This is a genomic window from Methanosarcina mazei S-6 (assembly GCF_000970205.1).
Taxonomy (GTDB): domain Archaea; phylum Halobacteriota; class Methanosarcinia; order Methanosarcinales; family Methanosarcinaceae; genus Methanosarcina; species Methanosarcina mazei.
In genome coordinates this window covers 3,107,221-3,127,611 of sequence record NZ_CP009512.1, presented here as the reverse complement: position 1 = coordinate 3,127,611, position 20,391 = coordinate 3,107,221, and the positions used below count along the sequence as shown (strand labels likewise).

Below are 20,391 nucleotides of genomic sequence, written 5' to 3'. Positions count from 1 at the left end.
TCAGAAGAAATTTCTCTGAAGGTGCGCTATTCCGGACAGCGATAATCTGAATTAGAGGCAGGAATTACACAGGAAATAATTCAGGAAATAACACCAAAAATTATTCCGGAAATAATTTAGGAAGTAAAATTGCATTTAGTTATTCTGTCTTCGATTTCTGTTACTTTCTATTTTCTATAGAAACAAAGTGGGTGAAGTTTTGAGTCATTTTTGTTTTTACACAACAAAGTAAATGTGTGGAAAAGTTAATAATGATAAAAATCATAATTATAAAATATGGCAGAATGCCCATATTGTGGAAGGTCTTTCAGTAGTGAAAAAGGAGTCTCGGTTCACCTGCTTTCCTGTCCGAAATGTTCCGGTTTTGATATGTATAAAAGAGAACAGGGTAAGCAGCGAAAAAATGAAAGTGATAAAATTTTTAAGGCACATTAAGATTTTGGGATAGAGAGAAGGGAAAGAGTTTTCGAGTTCTTTTGAATTATTTGTCATTCAGATCCTCTCAGCATCAAGATGTTCTTTCGAAAAAAACATCTCTTTATCTGATGCAAGAATAATGGCAGCAACGATAGTAATAACCACAGTTTCAATGCACTTTGCAAATTGGGTCATTTGCAGAGCTTCCTGCAAGAAATTGATGGAAACGTGAATGAGAATTGCTGCCAGAACACTTTTTCCGTTTTTTATACAGATCCAGCTGATAACCACTCCCATAGGGATGACGCCGACAAAAAAATTCACTGCATACCAGATGTTTTCGTGGAAAATCTCATACTGATACATGTCCTTGACAAAGATAAGTGGGAAGTGCCAGAGTGACCAGAGTATGCCGAAAATAAGAGATGCCATAAAGAAAGTGTACCTGCTTTGCAGACTATCAAAGGCATATCCTCTCCATCCAAGCTCTTCAAAAGTTGCAGCCAGGAGAAGAGTAAGAAACGCAGGGACAAACCCTGATGAAAATGAGTAACCTTCAGCAAATTGGAATTGAGAAGTCGATCCACCAAATGGAAGAGAAAGAAAAATAGATACCAGAACAGTGAGTGGCATTATTATAAAAAATGCCAGCAGCACTTTTGGCCTTATTAACCTGAGATTAATAAGCCGATTAATAAAATCCTTTTTTAAATCCGAATTTTTGGACGTAAATATCATAAACAGTGAAACAAGAAAAGGCGCCATCAGTCCAGGTATCATTAATAACATATACAGCCCGCTATCATCCTGAAAACTTAAATATGCCCCTGCAAACCAGAGAGTATAGGTTATAATAAAAGTCGCAGTAAAATAGACTCCGGGTTTGTACCTGTAGCTGGGGATCATTTATTCACCTAAAATCGAAATTGTTGAGATTTGATACTTGATTTTTCTAGTATGGATGAAGATTTTTTCCTTTTATTATTCATAGTTCCCCAACTTTTTTCTCTGTGATTTAATAGGTTAGATTGAATTTTTCTATCCATATCGATACTTTCTAGGACTATAGTATTAATTAATTGAAGTATTTACTTTTAAAAGTGTGTATCTGATAATTTATGCTGCACATATTATTTAATTGCCTGTTCAAGCGGAGTCTACAGCAAAGATCTATACAATAGGCTTTCAAAAAAATAACAAAACAAATTTAAAGGGAAATTAATATAGTGTTGCAAAGTAAAATTCACGAATTCTCAAAAAGTCATTTCGAGTGACTTACAAATTTGCTATAACTTAGATATAAGGGGCACGGGAATCTTTTAATTCTCTGTAAGGAAAATCCCCCTGATTTTACCATTGTAATAATTTATAATTTCCGAGGAATAATTCTTGACCACTGAAAAAATTACACTTCCTCAACTCGAAAACTTCCTTTTCAAAGCCGCTGACATTCTGCGTGGCAAGATGGATGCCTCCGAGTATAAGGAATTTATTTTTGGAATGCTTTTTCTCAAGCGTCTATCAGATGAGTTTGACTACAAACGTGATAAACTGTGCAAGAAAGATTATGCACATCTAAGAGATAAGCCAGAACTGCTCAATGAACTAAAGGAAGAAAAAACATCTTACGGCGAGACCTTCTTCGTGCCTGTTCGCGCTCGCTGGCACGAGTCATGGATTGATGAAAATGGTGAACGAGTTCCTGCTCTCAAGGACCTAAAGCATGATATTGGTAATATGCTTAACAAAGCTATTGCTGCTATCGAAGAGGAAAATGATTCTCTCGCAGGAGTTCTAAAAAACAATATTGACTTTAATGCAGTTAAAGGTAAGACCAAAATTCCTGACCAGAAATGGAAAGATCTGCTGGATCATTTCAACCAGCCCCATTTCGTGCTGGTCAACGAAAATTTCGAGTTTCCTGACTTGCTGGGTGCGGCTTATGAATATCTGATCAAGTATTTTGCCGACAGTGCAGGTAAAAAAGGCGGCGAATTTTACACCCCTGTTGAAGTGGTGCGTCTTTTGGTTCAGATCACCAAGCCGGAGGCAGGCAATGAGATCTACGATCCGACTGCCGGTTCTGGTGGTTTCTTGATTCAGTCCCATCAGTACGTTGAGGAGCAAGGACAAGATCCAAACGATCTAGCTCTTTATGGTCAGGAATCAAACGGCACTGTCTGGTCGATCTGTAACATGAATATGATTCTCCACAATATCACCCGTTTTACCATCGAGAACGGGGATACGCTGGAGGATCCAATGATTCTGGATCACGGTCAGATCCGCAAGTTTGACCGTGTGCTGGCTAATCCCCCCTTTTCACAGAACTACAGCCGTGCCAGCATGAAATTCGCCAGTCGCTTCCGAGAGTTTTGTCCTGAGACAGGAAAGAAGGCAGACCTGATGTTTGTGCAGCATATGCTCGCCAGCCTCAAACCTGATGGTCACATGGCAACAATCATGCCTCACGGCGTGCTGTTTCGCGGAGGTAAGGAGAAACTGATCCGTGAGATTTTTATCAATGACGATGTGATAGAAGCCGTCATTGGTCTGCCGCCAGGTCTCTTTTATGGTACGGGCATCCCTGCCTGTGTCATCGTTGCCAACAAAAATAAGCCTGATTCGATTAAGGATAAGATTCTATTCATCAATGCCGATCGCGAATATGCCGAAGGTAAGGCCCAGAACAAACTACGCCCTGAGGACATCGAAAAGATTGATTTTGTTTTCACCAACAAACGTGGAATTCCCAAATATTCACGTTTAATCAGTAAAGCAGAGATTGTTGAGAACGATTATAACCTTAACATTCGCCGCTATGTGGACAACACACCAGAACCTGAACCTGAGGATGTGCAGGCACACCTGATTGGCGGTATCCCCGAAGCCGAAGTTGCAGCCCTTGCTCCCGACTTTGCTCGCTTCGGAGTCGATCATGAAACTATGTTCCGTCCCGAACGCTCCGGTTATCTCGCCTTCCGTAAGGAGATAGATACAAAACCGAAAATCAAGGCAACTCTGGAAGCAAATCCTACTCTCCAGAAGACTCTTACAATTCATCATGATGAGCTGGAAGCCTGGTGGACAGTAGCTCGCGATGATTTTTCCCAGCTTCACAATGGAAAGAAGATGCCTGAAGTCCGTTCTGAGCTGCTGAAAACGCTTAAAGAAAAACTGATCCCCCTTGGTGTGCTCGACGAGTTCCAGAGCGCCGGTGTATTTGTAAACTGGTGGCAGCAGATCCGCTACGACCTCAAAACCATTATCTCTACCGGCTGGCATCACAGCCTGATTCCGGATGATTACCTGATTGCTGAATTCTTCCAGGCTGAGTCCGAGAAGATTGAAACACTGGAAGCTCAGATAAGCGAGGCACAGAGCGAACTTACTGAAGCAGTAGAAGCCGCGCAGGAAGTGGCAGCCTATGAACCGAATGAAGAAGAGACAGTTACTGCTGCCGTCATTAAAAAAGCCCTCAAGGAACTGATTGACGATCTCAAAGGCAGCCCTGGTGACTCCGCTCGCAAAGAACTGAAAAACCTTCAGGACCAGGAAAATACCATCAAGGACATAGAAAAACGCATAAAAGATAGCAGGGCTGCTCTGAAAAGCAAAACCGACGAACTGGAACTCAAACTCCAGATTAAACGCCTCGGTGGCGACGGATTCAAGGCTGAAAGCCGTGAGATGATCCGGCAGGTAAATGATCAACTGGTTGAGCTCGATCCGAAAAACAAGGACGATAAGAAGAAAATCACTGCCTTGAATAAGGACAAATCTGTCCTTCAAGCGCGCCTCACCAAAACCGATAGTACTCTTGTCGCCATTGGAGGCCAGCTAACTGAAGAGGAAGCCCAGCAGTTAATTCTGAAAAAGCTCTATGATCTGATAAATAACGAACTGAACCGCTACCTCAACGCCGAAAAGCGCGGGCTGGTTCAGGTGGTCGAAAACCTCTGGGACAAATACGCGGATTCTAGTAGCGATCTGGAAAATAAACGCAATGAAACCTTGAATACTCTAGATGGGTTCCTGAAAGGGATGGGGTATTTGAAATGAAGGTCATAGAGGGGTGGAGTGAGAAAAAGCTTAGCGAACTTGCCGAATATATAAATGGCTATTCATTCAAACCAGATGATTGGGGGGAGGATGGATTACCTATTATCCGGATCGAACAACTGAAGAATCCCAACGAACTTATAGACTACTCTTCAGGCAAAATTCCTCAAAAAAACATCATTGAAAACGGTGATTTAATCTTTTCGTGGAGTGCATCGCTATTCCTTAGGATCTGGCAACATGGTCGTGCAGCACTCAATCAACACCTTTTCAAAGTTATTGAAAAAGAAGGTGTTGATAGAGTTTTCCTTAAGTTATTCATTGAGTTCTATCTACCTGAACTGACAAAAGCATCTCATGGTTCCACAATGCAACATATTACGAGGAAGGAACTAGACAGGTTCAGAGCTCCGTTTCCCATTTCCAAATTTGAACAAACTAAAATCGCCGAGATCCTCTCGAAGGTGGATCAAGCGATTGAACAGACCGAGGCGTTGATTGCCAAGAAGCAGCGAATCAAGACCGGCCTGATGCAGGATCTCCTCACCCGCGGAATAGATGAGCATGGCAACCTCCGCTCCGAAGAAACTCACGAATTCAAAGATTCTCCATTGGGGAGGATTCCAGTGGAATGGGAGGTAAAGCCATGTGCAGCACTTTGCCGAGAAATTGTTGTTGGTATAGTTATTCGTCCTGCACAGTATTATCGTCCGGAAGGTATACCAGTTTTGAGGTCTGCAAACGTAAGAGAAAACACAATTTTTTGTGATGACCTTGTTTTTATATCCAAAACAGATAACGAAATGTTATCAAAGAGTCGTCTTAGAGAAGGAGATTTGGTTACAGTAAGAACAGGTTACCCAGGGACAACCAGTGTAATACCTAGAGAGCTAGATGGAAGTAATTGCGTTGATCTCGTAATATCGAGACCGAAAAATGAAGTAATTAGGTCTAATTTTCTTTCTATATGGGTTAATTCCGACAATGGGAAAAGGCAAGTTTTAGAAGGTCAAGGAGGATTGGCACAGCAACACTTCAATGTCGGGGAAATGCGTACTCTATTGGTTAAGGTACCGGATATTAGTGAGCAGGAAAAAATTGAACGTATATTAATATTGCAAAGTTCAGTCCTCGAAGATCTTACAAGAACTCTTCAAAAACTCTTCTCACTTAAAACAGCTCTCATGCAAGACCTGCTCACGGGTAAGACGCGCGTCACTGCTCTTTTTAATCAGACGGAGGTTGCAGATGTATGATGAGTCAAGGCAAAGAATATCAGAGCACCCTGTCAACAATGGATGAACGCTCTATAGTTGGCACCGAAAAGTCCATTTCATTCCTTAAATCAAAATATCCCAAAGGTTCTCAATGGCGTCTCTGGGATCTTCATGTTCATACTCCATGCAGCCGGATGGGAAATGCCTTTTCTGGCATGGAGTGGGATGAGTACGTCAATGCCTTAGAATCTGCTTCAGAAAGATCAGGAATAGCGGTAATCGGCGTAACGGATTACATGTCTATTGATGGCTATGAAAAACTTGTAATAGCAAAAAAAGATGGCCGGCTTAAAAACGTTCATCTTCTGATACCAAACGTTGAATTTAGGATTATGCCTCAAACAAGGGATGGCAAAGCATTAAATTTGCACCTGCTAATAGATCCATCAGACCCAGACCATATTGCTAAAATTAAACGGTCACTCAAAAATCTAAAATTTATTTATAAAGGCGAAAGATATGGATGCAGTCGCAATGAATTGATTGAATTTGCTCGTAAACAGAAAAGTGATTTCGAAAACGATGATCATGCTTATCGCTTTGGAATTGAACAATTCAAACCAGACCGTACCGACCTAAAAAAATGGTTGGAAGAAGAGGCATGGCTGCGCAGCAATTGCTTGATCGGAATTGCAAATGGAAAAGACGGAATAAGTGGACTCCCATTGGATGGTTTTGCTGCTATTCGAGATGAGATGCTTTGTTTGTGCGACTTCGTTTTTTCCGGCAATCCGAGAGATAGAGAACATTACCTTGGCAAGAAGTCTGAAGTCACAGCTGAAGATATCATTAGTCAGTATGGGTCTCTTAAGCCTTGTATACACGGTTCTGATGCCCATGAGATAGAAAAGCTATTTCAACCAGATAATGAACGTTTTTGCTGGATTAAAAGTGACCCTACATTCCAAGGACTACGACAAATCCTCTGGGAGCCTGAAGATCGGGTTCACATTGGGGCTGTTCCACCACAGCCAACAGACAAGAGTCAATTAATTCGTCGTATCAGCTTTTCCAATACAAAAAACTGGTTCACTCAAAAGAATGTTGAGCTAAACGCTGGTCTTGTGGCGGTAATTGGTGAGAAAGGGGCAGGGAAAACTGCAATTGCTGAACTTGCCGCTTTTGCTGCGGGTGTTCCATGGGATAAAAAATCACAGTCGTCTTTTATTACTAAGGGGCGACCACATCTATCCGACGTAAAAGTCCAATTAAAATGGGGAAATGGGAGTACTACATCAGCTATTCTAGTAGATAAACCGCATCTTGTATCGCTTCCACTGGTTCGTTACCTCTCTCAAGATTTTGTGGAGAGACTTTGTTCATCAGATTATGAAGGACACGAGCTTCAAAAAGCTATCGAGGATGTAGTCTTTACCCGTTTAAATGAAATTCAGAAGGAAGGCTATTCATCTTTTAGTGAACTGCGTAAAGCGCGAGAAGCTGCTTCGAGTATGAGGAGGGAAAAATTTAGGGGAGAGATTGCAACACTTAATAAAGAGATTGAACGTCTGTATCAGACTATCAGTCAACGTCAATCAAAAGTGGATTCCAAGAAAGAAGTGGAGAAGCAAATTGAAGATCTTAATAAACAACTTCCAGATGCAACGCAGTTTATAGATCAAGAGATGTTTGAACAGCTTCAAGAACAGCAAAACCTGCTTGCAGGTATTGAAAAGAATATTGCCACAAAAACACGCCTCAGAAGGGAAATTGAGGATGTGAAACAAACGTATGGTTTATTGAAGAGTAAAGTGGAATCGGAAGTAAAAGAAATCCAAGGAAAACTTAGGGAAGTGGGGATAGAAGAAGATCTGATTAAAAGGATGCCACCGATATGGGATGGAACAGTCGATTTGTCTCTTAACAGTAAACTTCAAACTATTGACTCGGATATTACTAAGCTAAAGGGGAGCGAGCCTGAAGATACAGAGAGCAAGAATGATGGCACAAATTCCAAGACTATACTTGCTGTAACAAAATCGATAACCGAGTTAAAGGAAAAAGTTTCAAAAGATGAGGAACGGCGAAAGAGACTCCTTGACCTTCAAAAGCAAATTTCGGAGCGGAAGGGAACTGTTGAGCGCCTTGAAATGGAAATAAAGAACTTGGATACCCGAGTCAAAAAGCTTCTTTCTAAGAAGCAAAGCCAACTATTGGAAATTTACCTTGAATTTTTTTCAGCACTCAAAGATGACGAGGCAGGTCTTCGTGACCTATATATACCCATTCAGCACGCGATTGAAGACCTTGGAATGGATAAGAAATTCGAGATTTTTGTAGGTTATCAGATCGACTTCCGGGCATGGCTTGAAAATGTAGGGAGATTCTTTGATAGACGTCATGCAGGCGTGGATGAGAAGAAGTTGGAGATCGAAAGATTTGTGGAATCATCTCTAGTTCCAGCATGGAAAAAAGGTGAAATAGAAGAGATCAGGGCTCAGTTTGAAAAGTTTGTAAAATTGTTCGATGCTGAATCATTTTTAGAAAAATTTGCATCTCTAAAAACATCACTCGTTGAGCTTTATGATTGGATGTATTCCACTGACCATATTTCGCTCAACTATAAGATTCGATACAATGAAACAGAACTCGAATACCTATCTCCTGGCACACGAGGCATTGCATTGCTGGTTCTCTATCTCCTGATGGACGAGGATGATACTCGCCCCCTAATAATTGACCAACCAGAAGGTAACCTCGACAACTCATCGGTATATGACCAGCTGGTGCCATATATACGGAAAGCAAAAAAACGCCGTCAAATTATATTGGTGACACACAACCCAAATTTAGTAGTCGCTACTGATGCTGAGCAGGTTATAATAGCCACTGCAGAAAGGTCAAATTCGCAGTCATACCCCACTATAAAGTACAATCCTGGTTCTCTGGAACACATTGGGAAGGCTAGTAACCTTGGGGTGCGTGAAGCGGTTTGTCTTCTTCTGGAAGGGGGAGAACCCGCTTTCAAGGTGAGAGAAAATCGATATGCTCTTTCTAAATAATACATTTGTTATCAATAAAAATATTCATCTCTCTAATAAAGAAGTTTAGGACAGAGAAAAGATGAGAAATCATGATCCAAGACAAAACACCTCCTCACATAAAACTCGACGAACGCAACCACGTCGAAAAACCTTTTCTCAATCAACTTCATAGCCTGGATTGGGAAATTATTGATCTCGATAATAAACAGCATCCCAGTGACAGCTACAGGCAGAGCTTTACCGAGGTGGTGATGCTTCCGATTTTGCGTGAGCAGATCAAGATCATAAATCCTTGGCTGGAAGATGATCAGGTAGAGGAAGTAATTAAGCAACTTACTGCAAGCTTTCCTGGAACCGACCTGATCAAAAACAACCGCCACGTCTTTTCCCTGTTGCTGGAAAACACCAGTGTCAGTGAGAACCGCCAAACAGGTGAAAAAAGCCCAACAGTACGTTTTGTGGATTTTAAGCATCGGGATAACAACCGCTTTATTGCCGTTTGCCAGTTCAAGGTGCGTATCCTCGGTACCGAGCACCATATCTTTCCGGATATCGTACTGTTCCTTAATGGTCTGCCGGTAGTGGTTATCGAGTGCAAATCACCTAAGGTCAAAGATGCTATTCCCGAAGCTATTGACCAGATACTGCGTTACAGTGAACAGCGCGGTTTCAAGGGAGAAGGCAGCTCCCCTCTCTTTTATTACAATCAGATCGTTATCGTCACCTGCCGCCAGGAGGCTAAGTTCGGTACTATTACTACCCATAACGAAAATCAATTCTTCCGCTGGGCTGACCCCTATCCTCGTACTGTTGACGAGCTGGAGCATGGCAGCAGCGGTCCCAATGATCAGCAGCGTCTGGTCGCCGGAATGCTTGACCGCAATAACCTGCTGGATCTCATCCGTACTTTCACTCTATTCTCTGTCAATGATAAAGGCGAGACAATCAAGATCGTGGGCCGCTACCAGCAATTCCGCGCCGTCAAACTGGCTGTCAAGCGCCTTTTAGAAGGTCAGAGCCCTCGAGAAAGAAGCGGGATTATCTGGCACACACAGGGTTCAGGAAAATCTCTTACAATGATGTTCATGGTGCGTGAAATGTACCAGCATCCCCAGCTTTCCCACTGGAAGGTAGTTTTTGTTACCGATAGAACCCAGCTGGAACAACAACTTTCGGAAACAAGTCAGAGCATCGGTTTTACGGTCAAGGCAGCCGAATTTATAAATCCCAAGAAAAAACCAGATGGGAAAAGCTTGAAAGAACTCCTGCATTCGGACTCATCGGATCTGGTTATGGCTATGATCCACAAGTTCCGCGAAGCTGATCTGAAAGAGGTCTTCCCTGAGCTTAATCCTAGCCCGAATATTCTGGTAATGATCGATGAGGCGCACCGTTCTCAGTATAAGACTCTGGGAGCAAACCTTGACAAGGGCGTTCCCAACGCTTCTCGTATTGGGTACACCGGCACGCCCATCGACAAGACCGAGCGGGTCTTTGGCGATTACATAGACAAATACACAATGCGCCAATCCATCGAGGACGGCGTTACTCTGGAGATCATCTACGAAGGTCGCACTCACAATGCCGAAGTCACCGACAGGGATGAAATGGACAAAGCGTTTGAAGATGTGTTCAGCGAATATAACCTCAAGCAACGTCTTCAAATTCTGGGCTATGGCTCTCGAGACGCTTATCTGGAAGCTGAGCCAACTATCGAGGCTAAGGCCAAAGATATGATCGAACACTACCTGACGCATGTGTTCTCCAATGGATACAAAGCCCAGATAGTAGCCACTTCCCGTGAGGCGGCAGTGCGTTATAAGAAATTCATCGATGCTTCATTGGCTGATGAAATTACCTGTTTAGAAAAGGAGAACCCTAAGAAGCTTGATCTTAGCCAGCTAAAGAAGCTGAAAACAGATGTCATCATTTCCGGCAATAATAACGATTCACCAGAACTTAAGGCCTATTCTGACAATTCAAAACACGAAACCAGCATCAAGAGCTTCAAGATGGCCTTTGGGAGTGAAGAAGAAGGAATTACTGGCGATATGGGCATCCTCATCGTCAATAATATGCTGCTGACAGGTTTTGATGCTCCTGTAGAGCAGGTTATGTATCTTGATAAAGTAATCTTCGCACACAATCTCCTTCAGGCTATAGCTCGTGTAAACCGAGTGGCTGGCGTGACCAAGGAAAAAGGTTTTGTGGTTGATTATGTAGGCATCGGTCATCACCTGAAAAAAGCCCTGGAAAACTACGATGAGCGTGAACAAAAAGAAGTGATAGATACCCTCAGTTTCCCAGAGGACGAACTGCGCGAACTCATTGCAAGTCATGCAGCTATCATGGATTTGCTCAAAAAATACGGCCTTACAGATCTAACTGATTATGATGCATTCTTCGATCTTTTCTATGATGAAGACTTGCGTTTCGAGTTCATGCTAGCGTTCAAAAAGCTGACCAAATGCTTAAACCTTATATTCCCTGCCCGACAAGCCCTTGAGTACATTGACGATTATAAGGCTCTCACTGAGATCTATGGGCTGGCAGGTGAACACTTCCGTGATGGACGCTTGAGTATGAAAGGCATCCCTCCGAAACTACGTGCTATTACCGATGTTTATCTTGAGTCAAAAGGCATTGCAGTGAAAGTCAAGCCAATTTCCATCCTCGATGAGGATTTTCTAAAACAAGCAGGCAAACGTACCCGTACCAAAACAAAGGCAGCAGAGGTTGAACACGCAATTCGCCACTATCTTGATGTCGAACTGGATGACGACCCGGACCTTCAAGCTTCTTTTGCAGAAGCATTGGCGAATATTTTTAGAGAATTCCATGACAACTGGGAGAGGATTTACGAGGAACTGGAAGAATTAAGGGTGCGTATCATCAATGCCAGTAAAGAGCCTACTTATGGGCTTCATAGGAAGAAGCAAATGCCGCTGTTCCGAATGTTTAAACACGAAGTCTTTGGAGAGAAAAATCTTAGTGAGGACGAAATCTCTTCGCTTGTCAATCTGACGCAGCAGATCTTTTTAGTCGTAGAGCGTGAATTGAAACTCACCGGATTTTGGGAAAGTATTCCTGCACGCAACAAGTTGAAAGCAGAGATTCAGAGTATACTTCTTGCATCGGAATTTGCAAATATGCCCGTTCTCGTAAAAAACCGTGCTCAACTCATAAGCCGGATCATGGAAATAGCTGAGAAAAACAATGACATCATTCTCTATGCGGAGTAATTTTCAATGGATTTGGTCTATACAATTAAAAGATCATCCAAGCGAAAAAAATTAAACATCACCGTAGAAAGGGACCGAAGTATAGTGGTGCATGCACCGGAAGGAGTATCTGACGAAAAAATACAGCAGGTAGTGGATTCAAAACGTCAGTGGATATACGAAAAAATTAACCATCCACAAAAATATCAGGATCTTCCTCATCCACCGGGAAAAGAACTGGTTAGTGGCGAATCCGCACTTTATTTAGGTCGTCAATACCGTATAGAGTTGGTTAAAATGGGCTTATCCGAGATTAAGTTCTCCCAGCGATTCCTTATTCCGGCTACTCAGGGGGAAAAGCGAGAAGAAACCTTGCGAGAGTGGTATATAGGCAAAGCCAAAGAAAAAATTGTCCCGCGAGTCAAGAAACACGCTCGTGAGCTTGGTGTCAACTTTGCCGAGGTCAAGATAGTTGATAACCGCTATCGTTGGGGGTCATGTACCGTGAAGAACAATGTTAACTTCAACTGGCGGTTGATAAAGGCACCAATGTTTGTTATTGATTATGTTATCATTCATGAACTTGCTCATTTTATTGAGCCTAACCATACTCCCAGATTTTGGAATATTGTCCGCGCACAATCTCCAACAATGGATAAGGCAAAATCATGGTTGAAAGAGAATGGACAACTTCTGGAACAGGTAATATGAAAAGTTCTAAAATAACTACAAAAATCCACGTTTCCTCCAAATTGGGTTGCTTAATATCTTTGAGTTTTTCATGTTTATGCGAGGTGCAAGATTTCATCCTTCATAATGTGAATTTTTCCTTGTTCAGCTGCGGATTGCTTCTATGGAAATCAGTTAAATACTAATATACAAATCCCTATACCGTAAAAACTAGAGACTGATACCATGGACCGGGAAATAAGGATACTCCACACAGCAGACACGCACCTGGGATACCGGCAGTACCACAGCGAGGTACGTAGGCAGGACTTTTTTAAGGCTTTTGAGACGGTCATAAAGGATGCGGTTGACATGCAGGTTGATGCTGTCGTGCATGCGGGGGATCTTTTTGATTCACGGAACCCGACCCTTGAAGACCTCCTTGAGACTATGAACGTCCTTTCCCGGTTAAAGGTCGCAAACATACCTTTTTTCGGAATTGTCGGGAACCACGAGAGCAAGCAAAGTACCCAGTGGCTTGACCTCTTTGAGGAAATGGGGCTTGCGGGGAGGCTCGGGAAAGCCCCGAAGATGGTCGGGGATGTAGCAATCTATGGGATTGACAGTGTCCCGAAATCAAAAATTCCTCTTTTCGATTATTCTGGATTTGAAATTCCGGAGTCTCTGCCTGAAAATTGCAGGAAGCTGCTTGTAATGCACCAGATCATGCAGCCTTCCCCGTTTCCGGACTGGGACTGTGCTGAGGTGATAGAAAATCTTCCTTTTAAGGCTGATGCAGTTCTCCTCGGTGACTACCATGAATATGAGAAAATAAAGGTGGGGGAGTCATGGGTCACATACTCGGGGAGCACGGAACGCAACAGCGCATCTGAAAAAGAGCCCCGTTCTTACAGCATTATCACTCTTTCCGGGGAAGGGCTGGAAATCAGTAGAAGGACGATCCCTACCCGAAATTTCCTTTTCATTACTGCAAAAGTTGACGGGGAAGAAAAGCCCTTCGAACAGATTTTTTCTGCTGTAAACGAGCATCTCGAAGAGATTCCTGAATCCGTAGTATTTCTGGATGTTTCAGGAGACTCGGGTTCGGTCCTCTCCTTCAGTGAAATCGAAGAATACCTCCTGAGCAAAGGAGCTCTTGTGGCAAAGGTCAAAGATGCAAGGATAAAAGACGGGATTCCGGAAGAAGTTATTAAAGTTGCATTTCATGACCCTGACAGGGCTGTTGCCGAAGAGCTCCGCAGGATGAGCCTGAACGACGGCGGTCTGATAGTCGATGAGGTTATCCGGAGCCCGGATGTGCCCAGGTCAAGGGTTGATGAAGAGACCGAGAACCGGCTTCTCGGGTTGATTGAGGCAATAGATTTCAAAGACCCGGATTTCATGATAAAAATCCCTGTCAGTCATGTCAGTCCGGTCGATCCCTCCAGCTCTGTCAGCTCAATCGAGTCTTCCGGTTCTGTCAGCTCAATCGAGTCTTCCGGTTCTGTCAGCCCGATCGACTCTGTCAGTACTGTTAGTCCTTCCAGTCCTTCCAGCTCTGCCATAATCAAAGAGCCTGAAGAACTTAAACCGCCAGGTGCAGCTGAAGAAATTGAAAATCCCAAGCCTGCGGGAGTAATTGAGTTTACGGCAGCAGTAGCAGCGAAATCCGAAACCCTGAGGGTTCCTGTGAGAATTCAAAGGTCTGAATCTCTCAACGAATCTCTCAATAAGATTTTTGAAAAACATGATGTAGTCCCCGAATCGCCTGAAACCGCCGGTTCAATTGCCGGTTCTGTGGAAACAGCTGCAGAAGATGAAATTTCTAAAGTAACTCCTGATTCCGGAGTCATTACTGCTCCCCAATCCAGTTCACCGGTTAGTTTCTCAGATAACTCCCAGGCTGGTTTCTCAGCTATTTCTCCGCCTGAAAGCATTCCGTCGCCTGAAATTTTGAAGGAAAATTCTGAAGCAGATGCAGACGAAAAGCCTGTTGACGGAAAGCTTTCTGAAGAAAAGCCTGTTGGGGTTCCGGATAAAGCCACAAAAACTGTAAAGCAGAGCCATAGGAAAGGAAAAGAAAAATCTGCCGTTCCCAGACAGTATAACCTTGGTGATTACCTGTGAAGCTGAAAAACCTGTACATAGAAAATATTCGGAGCTATAAAAAGCTGGACTTCACCTTCGAAGACGGAGTAACTGTAATTTCCGGGGTAAACGGAAGTGGGAAATCAAGCCTGCTCGAAGCCTGCTTCATGGGGCTTTTCGGGAGCAAAATCCTTTCAAAAGACTTTGTGCTTGCTGATATGATCTTCAAAGGGGCGGAAAGTGCAAAGATTCATCTTGGATTTGAACACCTCGGCAGGGAGTACCTCATTGAGCAGGCTTTCAGGTATTCTTTAAAAAGTGAAAATGCTTCGAACTCAAGATGTGTGCTGTTTGCTGACGGAGAAAATATCGTTGACCAGGCAACCCGTACCTATGAAGAAGTCTGTGCCCTCCTGAACATGGATGAAGAGGCATACAGGAACTGCGCATATATCCGGCAGGGGGAGATTGACGTCCTTATCAATGCAAAGCCAAGGGACAGGCAGCGAATGATTGACGACCTGCTGCAGCTTGGAAAACTCGAGGAGTACCGCGAAAGGGCAGGGTATGCAAAGACTGCTGTAAGAAGGCTTGAGAGGGATGCAAAAAACAGCTTTCTGGGAGTGAAAGCCGAAATCGAGGGAATCGAAAGCACCGAGCCGGTTGCAGCTGTTAACAGGCTCAGGCAGAAAGTAAAAGAAACTGATGCTATTCTCGAAGAGCTTAATAAAAAGAAAGAATTTGCAGCTGCACGTAAAGGAGAACTTGACCTCAGGATTGCCGAATACAGGGAACGCCTGCAGGAAATTGAGGTTTTGAAGCAGGCTATCCGTAAATCTCAGGAAGATAAGGCTGCCTGTTTTAAAGAAAAAGAAACTTTTTCTGAAGAAGTACAGGTGCAAAGGCGTGTTCTGCTTGAACTCGGCGAAGAAAACTCTGGCATGAGGGAAGAATGTGGTTTTGGAGACCTTGAAATTGAAGCCCTGCTTTTGCAGCAGGAAAAGTCGGAATCTTCTGCCAGGGAAAAAGTAAATTCCGGATCAAAAGAACTTGCCCTCCTCCTGAAAGAAGAAGAAACAGGCGTACAGGCATTGCGTGAGCTTGAAAAAGATAAAGTTGAGACTGAGCGTGTTCTCGTTGAATGCAGAACCAGTATCGGAGCTGCAAATAAAGAAATTGAAGGGTACAGGGCAAATATAAAGCAGCTCGAAGAGGAAAATAAGCGGCTGAGGGAAAAAGCAGGTTTTGGAGCTGCTGGTGAAATTGCTTCAGTCATAAAGGAACTCGAAGAAAAGGAAAGCCTTCTCAGAGACCGGAAAAATGAAGTATCGACAAAACTTGGCTTTGCTCTTAAGGAAAAAGAATCCGGGGATGCAAGCCTTCGTGAGCTTGATTCTGAAATGCAAAGCTGCAGGGTTGCGGTCAGTAAAGGGAAATCGGAGATTGAGGCGCTTGAAAAGGAAATCAGGGATAACTCAAAAGCAGTGCTGGATTTTCAGGAGCAGAAATCTGAAGTTTTTGCAGGGCTGAAGGCTCTTGGTTTCACAGAGGAGCAGCTTGAAAACCTTGAGGATTTTAACGAGCTTCTGCTGGAAAACAAAAACCGTCTTCATGGAAAAGAAAAGGAGCTTGAGGTTACTTTAAGGGAAATTGAAAATACCCTCCGTAAAAACCGGGAACTGCTTGCCGAAGGGAAGTGCCCTACCTGCGGGCAGGAGTTGAAAGGGTCAGGAATTGCATGCACGGCAGAAGAGTGCGAAGAGAAAAAAGAAAAGCTTTCTCTGGAACTTGCTGACATAAAGCTGCAGAGGGCTGAACTTGAGAAAAAGCTCAACCGGCTTAAGGAAGCAAAGAAGCTGGAAAAACAGGCATATGATTATGATATCGAGATTGAAAAGCTCCTTGAAAAGGCAAAAGCTTCAGAAAAACTGATAGATACCCACAGAACCCGGATAGAAGAAGATTCTTTGAAACTCGAAAGCTCTGGTAAGCGGAAGCAGGAACTTGAAGCCGCTGGAAGTAAGCTCCTTCTGGATATCAAAGCTTTGCGGGAGCAGGAAAAAGCTGCTCAAAAAGTCCATCTTGAAAGTGAAAAAGCCCTCAGGGAGGCAAAAGTTTTTGAAAGAAAGCTGGCTGAAAACGCTTCTGAAATCGAATCCCTGAACGGCAAAATCCGTACATCTCTTGCGCTGATAGAAAATTACGGGCAGAGGCTTGGAGAACTAAATGAAAAGTTAAAGGCATTTGCGGAAAAAGAAACTCAGTCGAAAGAAAAACTCGAAGCTCTTGAACTTACCCTGGAAACTGCGCGCAAAAATGAAGAAGAGGCAAAAAAAGCCCACATCGAAAGTGCACGGCTTCTTGGGGAGGCAAAAAAACTTCAGGCTAACCTGCTCCGCATGCAAAATATAAAGCATAAAATATCCGAGTTTGAGGCTGGTATTGGGAACCTCGCAGAAAAGATAGGTTTCTTTGACCGCGAGATTGTGGAACGCAGTGACAGGATAAGGCAGCTGGAAAGAAAACTGGAAGGAAACAGGCTTGAAGAACTCCAGCAGAAACTCGTCCTGTTTGAAGAAGCGCATGTAAATATGACGGAGAAAATCCGGGAAATAACTGCCGAAAAGGATACTCTTCTAAAAGAAATCGGCATGATAGAAAACAGCTTGAAGCGTTTAAAGGAACTCAAAGAAGAACTGAAGGCTCTTGAAAACAAAAGGCTCTATCTTGAAGCCGTATACAATAATGCTGATGAGCTTGAAAACACCTATATGCGCGTCCGGGCTGATATGCGGGCAAGGAACATAGGAGCCCTTTCAATTCTCCTGAATGAAATGTTCAGCTTCATGTATACGAATAATGCTTATTCACATATCGAGCTTGACCCCGAATACAACCTGACGGTTTACCGAAAAGACGGGACCCCTCTTGAGCCCAAACTTTTGAGCGGCGGAGAGCGTGCAATCTTCAACCTTGTCCTGCGCTGTGCCATTTACAGGCTTCTTGCTCTCGGTTTTGGTGGGGACAGGCCTGACGGGCTTCCTCCGATGATCCTTGACGAGCCCACAGTTTTCCTTGACCGCGGGCATGTCAGGCAGCTTTTGAAACTCATAGACATGATGCGCAGCATCGGAGTGGGGCAGATCATAGTGGTTTCCCACGACGAGTCCCTTATAGATTCTGCTGACCATGTCTTCCAGGTTGAAAAAGACCCTCTTACCAATATGTCATCGATTACAAAGATCTGAAATAAACTTTAAAATCCCTTTTTCCAGAAATGGAAAGTAAATAAAAACAGGACCTGTAAAGTGGACAGATTAAAAAGACAGGCAAAAAAGTCAGGCAAAAAGACAGGCAAAAAGACAGGCAAAAGAGACAGGTAAAAAAGACAGGTAAAAGCCGGAAATTACAAAAAACTTTGTAATATGTAAAAAAATAAAACCTGATGGGAAATTCATCCCATCTTCTTTAAAGCAGGTAAAACGTCTTTTCCGTACCTTTCAAGAAAGTCTATCTGGTCCCCGGCTGCAGAATGGAAATAAAAATGTGTGAAACCTGCATCGATGTACTGCTTTACATATTCTATGTGCTTTTCAGGGTCTCCCGAAATACAGACTGATTTTTGAATAGTATCCCTGCCAACTACCTTGCCGTTTTGGGCAGACATCGCAGGAGTATAGATTTTATTCAGGAAAAGGGCCGGGATCATAGCCCCTGCCCAGTATTTTTTAAAGCTTTCAACCACTTTTTCGGTATCATCTGTATACTCCACAAAAAGCTCCACGGCTTTTGGCATCTTCTCAAAATCTCTGCCTGCATCAGTAGCCCCTCTTCTGACCTCAGAGAGCATCCTTTCATATTCCGGTATCTCAAGAGACCCTCCTACGGTAATGAGGCCGTCTCCATAATACCCGGCAAGATAGGCGCTTTCCGGAACAAGGGAAGAAATGTAAATAGGAATCTCATTTTTGGGCAGGGTATAAAGTTTAGCCTGCTTTGTCCGATAATAGCACCCTTGAAAATCTACTTTTTCTCCTGTCCACAGGCTGCGGATAAGCTGTACGGCTTCTATCATCATTGCCTGGCGCTCTCTAAAAGCCGGCCATTCGAAGGTTACCGGATATTCATTGAGCGCTTCCCCGGTCCCGACTCCAAGGTAGGTCCTGCCTCCAGCCAGAGAAGAGACAGTTGCTGCTGCCTGGGCAATAATTGCCGGGTTATAGCGCAGAATAGGGCATGTAACTCCGGGTCCCAGTTCAATGGTCTCTGTCCTTGCAGCTGCGGCTCCAAGCCAGCTCCAGGAAAAACATGCCTGTCCTTCTTCGCTCCAGGGATGGAAATGGTCACTCACATCTATGCTTTCAAACCCGTTTTTCTCGGCTACAATCGCCTGCTCAAGCATCTCTGACGGTAAAAACTGCTCAGCTCCAATTTTGTATCCTATTTTTAACATATTTGACCCCCGGTATCTCCAGTTATATCTCGGATAATTATATTTTTTGCGTTAATATAATAAGGTCCTGACGCCTCTGATAATGTGGCGATAAAAATAGTACTGGAAGACTCAAAAGGGAAATGAACTGAAACATGACAGGTAAAATTAGAACATGTCAGGTAAAATTAGAACATGTCAGGTAAAATTAGAACATATCAGGTATAATTAGAGAATTTCAGGTAAAATTAGAACCTGTTATGTAAAACTGGATCTGTTTCAGCAAGGATTTCTATTGGTGATTGCGTATCTAAGTTTAAAGTTGAAATTTTAAAGTTGAAATTTTAAAGTTGAAATTTTAAAGTTGAAATTAAAGCCAGATATTTCCCGGTTTATTCAGTTCATTTACCGGTCTATTTCATTCTGGCCTGTAACCCGGCTTATTTTACCGGGGATTCCCAGTAAACCAGGTAGTTAAACAGTTCATCCGTCTGCTCTTTATATTCCCCAAAAAAGCTGTGGTCTTTTATCAGGTAGCCTTCGTCTTCGGAACTGAGGTCTTCGAGGTAACCATACCAGTAAACTACCATGCCTTCCCCGAAAATGTCGGCGTATTCCCTGAACTGTTTCTTTGCGTAATGCTTGTGTTCGAAATCGTCCCCAAAAAGGGCTTTGCTTTCAATCCACCTGACCATGTGGTCCTCTATGGGAATAGGGTCGGAAAGGACAAAATCCGGGGTCTTCCCGTCTCCCTGAGCCCTTATTTCAGCTTCGGTGCAGTAAGAAATTTCCCTGTCATCAAGCCATTTGCGGATAATTTCTTCTCCCATTTCGCCCTTTTTGCACTGCATCTCATGGGCACGCGGAGAGAAGAAATAGTCTGCTTCAAGAGCTTTTCTGACTTCTCTTCTCAGGCGGCGGTTTTCAATGCAGTCCAGGTGCTTGAACAGCCAGTTTATATTTTTTCGGGACAGGTCACAGTTTTTAAGGATTAAGGAAGCCATGAGGGTTGGAGGAAAAAATGTGTGTTCTGCAAGTTCAAGAATGGACCTTCCCTGCTTCCACCGCAAAAATAGTTCCTTTTCTCTGGAATAGACTTTTCTGTGCTTGAACCTCGTCATTTTCACTATTTTTTGATTAAGAATGGTAGCAAGCATGCCAGGAGGCATGGTATCTTCCTCTGAGAGGCGGAAAACGTCTCTAAAGTTATGCAGCGAACTATATAATTTCTGGTATGTCTG

The 20,391-nt window shown here is 43.3% G+C and carries 10 protein-coding genes; 7 read left to right on the top strand and 3 right to left on the bottom strand.

The window, feature by feature from the left end; all coding sequences use genetic code 11:
* Positions 1-492: 492 nt before the first annotated feature.
* The gene (gene mmrce1 / locus MSMAS_RS13305; RefSeq protein ID WP_048046643.1) at positions 493-1,323 is read right to left on the bottom strand and encodes an MmRce1 family CPBP family CAAX prenyl protease; all 831 of its coding nucleotides are present in this window, start codon (positions 1,321-1,323) and stop codon (positions 493-495) included.
* Positions 1,324-1,806: 483 nt separating this feature from the next.
* On the opposite strand from mmrce1, the gene MSMAS_RS13300 reads away from it, so the two are divergent.
* From MSMAS_RS13300 to MSMAS_RS13270, 7 genes are all read left to right on the top strand, one after another.
* Positions 1,807-4,479 (top strand): type I restriction-modification system subunit M, encoded by a 2,673-nt coding sequence (locus MSMAS_RS13300; protein WP_048046641.1) that lies wholly within the window; start codon positions 1,807-1,809, stop codon positions 4,477-4,479.
* A complete protein-coding gene (locus tag MSMAS_RS13295; protein WP_052728074.1) occupies positions 4,476-5,735 on the top strand; it encodes a restriction endonuclease subunit S in 1,260 nt (419 codons plus the stop codon). The genes MSMAS_RS13300 and MSMAS_RS13295 overlap by 4 nt, the downstream gene beginning before the upstream one ends.
* The gene (locus tag MSMAS_RS13290; protein WP_230633265.1) at positions 5,732-8,758 is read left to right on the top strand and encodes a TrlF family AAA-like ATPase; all 3,027 of its coding nucleotides are present in this window, start codon (positions 5,732-5,734) and stop codon (positions 8,756-8,758) included. The genes MSMAS_RS13295 and MSMAS_RS13290 overlap by 4 nt, the downstream gene beginning before the upstream one ends.
* Positions 8,759-8,829: 71 nt before the next feature.
* Entirely contained in the window at positions 8,830-11,982 is a 3,153-nt protein-coding gene (locus MSMAS_RS13285; RefSeq protein WP_048046639.1) for a type I restriction endonuclease subunit R, read from the top strand.
* Between the two features lie 6 nt (positions 11,983-11,988).
* Positions 11,989-12,672, top strand: coding sequence for a M48 family metallopeptidase (locus MSMAS_RS13280; RefSeq protein WP_048038851.1), 684 nt, complete (start codon positions 11,989-11,991; stop codon positions 12,670-12,672).
* Between the two features lie 204 nt (positions 12,673-12,876).
* Positions 12,877-14,757: a metallophosphoesterase family protein gene (locus MSMAS_RS13275; protein ID WP_048046638.1), complete on the top strand. Its 1,881-nt coding sequence runs from the start codon at positions 12,877-12,879 to the stop codon at positions 14,755-14,757.
* Positions 14,754-17,966 carry a DNA double-strand break repair ATPase Rad50 gene (locus tag MSMAS_RS13270; protein WP_048046633.1) on the top strand — a complete coding sequence of 1,071 codons (3,213 nt, stop codon included), beginning with the start codon at positions 14,754-14,756 and terminating at the stop codon, positions 17,964-17,966. Before MSMAS_RS13275 ends, MSMAS_RS13270 begins: the two co-directional genes overlap by 4 nt.
* Positions 17,967-18,172: 206 nt before the next feature.
* Here MSMAS_RS13270 and MSMAS_RS13265 read toward each other — a convergent pair whose 3' ends face one another.
* On the bottom strand, positions 18,173-19,171 hold the full coding sequence (locus tag MSMAS_RS13265) for a TIGR03557 family F420-dependent LLM class oxidoreductase (RefSeq protein WP_011034126.1): 999 nt from the start codon (positions 19,169-19,171) through the stop codon (positions 18,173-18,175).
* A gap of 419 nt (positions 19,172-19,590) precedes the next feature.
* On the bottom strand, positions 19,591-20,319 hold the full coding sequence (locus tag MSMAS_RS13260; protein WP_015412371.1) for a C15orf41 family protein: 729 nt from the start codon (positions 20,317-20,319) through the stop codon (positions 19,591-19,593).
* Positions 20,320-20,391 lie beyond the last annotated feature (72 nt).